The organism is Vogesella mureinivorans (assembly GCF_007644035.1).
Lineage (GTDB): Bacteria > Pseudomonadota > Gammaproteobacteria > Burkholderiales > Chromobacteriaceae > Vogesella > Vogesella mureinivorans.
Window position 1 is genome coordinate 1 of sequence record NZ_VMTV02000037.1, and the last position, 265, is coordinate 265.

Below are 265 nucleotides of genomic sequence, written 5' to 3' on the forward strand. Positions count from 1 at the left end.
TCACCTCGGCCAGCAGGGCTGTCAAACCCGCATCGACCCCAAACCCGCCGAGCAAAGCCGCGTCTCCAAGCACCGCCAGGTTGCGCTTGTCGGCGAACAGCGCGTGCGCACGCGGATGCGGGGTGAGTGCGACGTCCCCTGCGAGATAAGCCTGACGAAGGTCCGCATGCGAAGCTTCCTCAAGCGCGAAATCGGTCAACCGGTTGTAGACCATGTCGATCGGGCCGTCGGCATCTGCAAGCCCCTCCGGGCCGAACCTCAGATC

General features: G+C 64.9%; 1 protein-coding gene. It reads right to left on the reverse strand.

Features of this window, described 5'->3' with window-relative positions:
• Positions 1-265, reverse strand: a 265-nt coding sequence (locus FLQ44_RS00995; RefSeq protein ID WP_206208600.1) for a hypothetical protein, incomplete at both ends; no start/stop codon positions are given.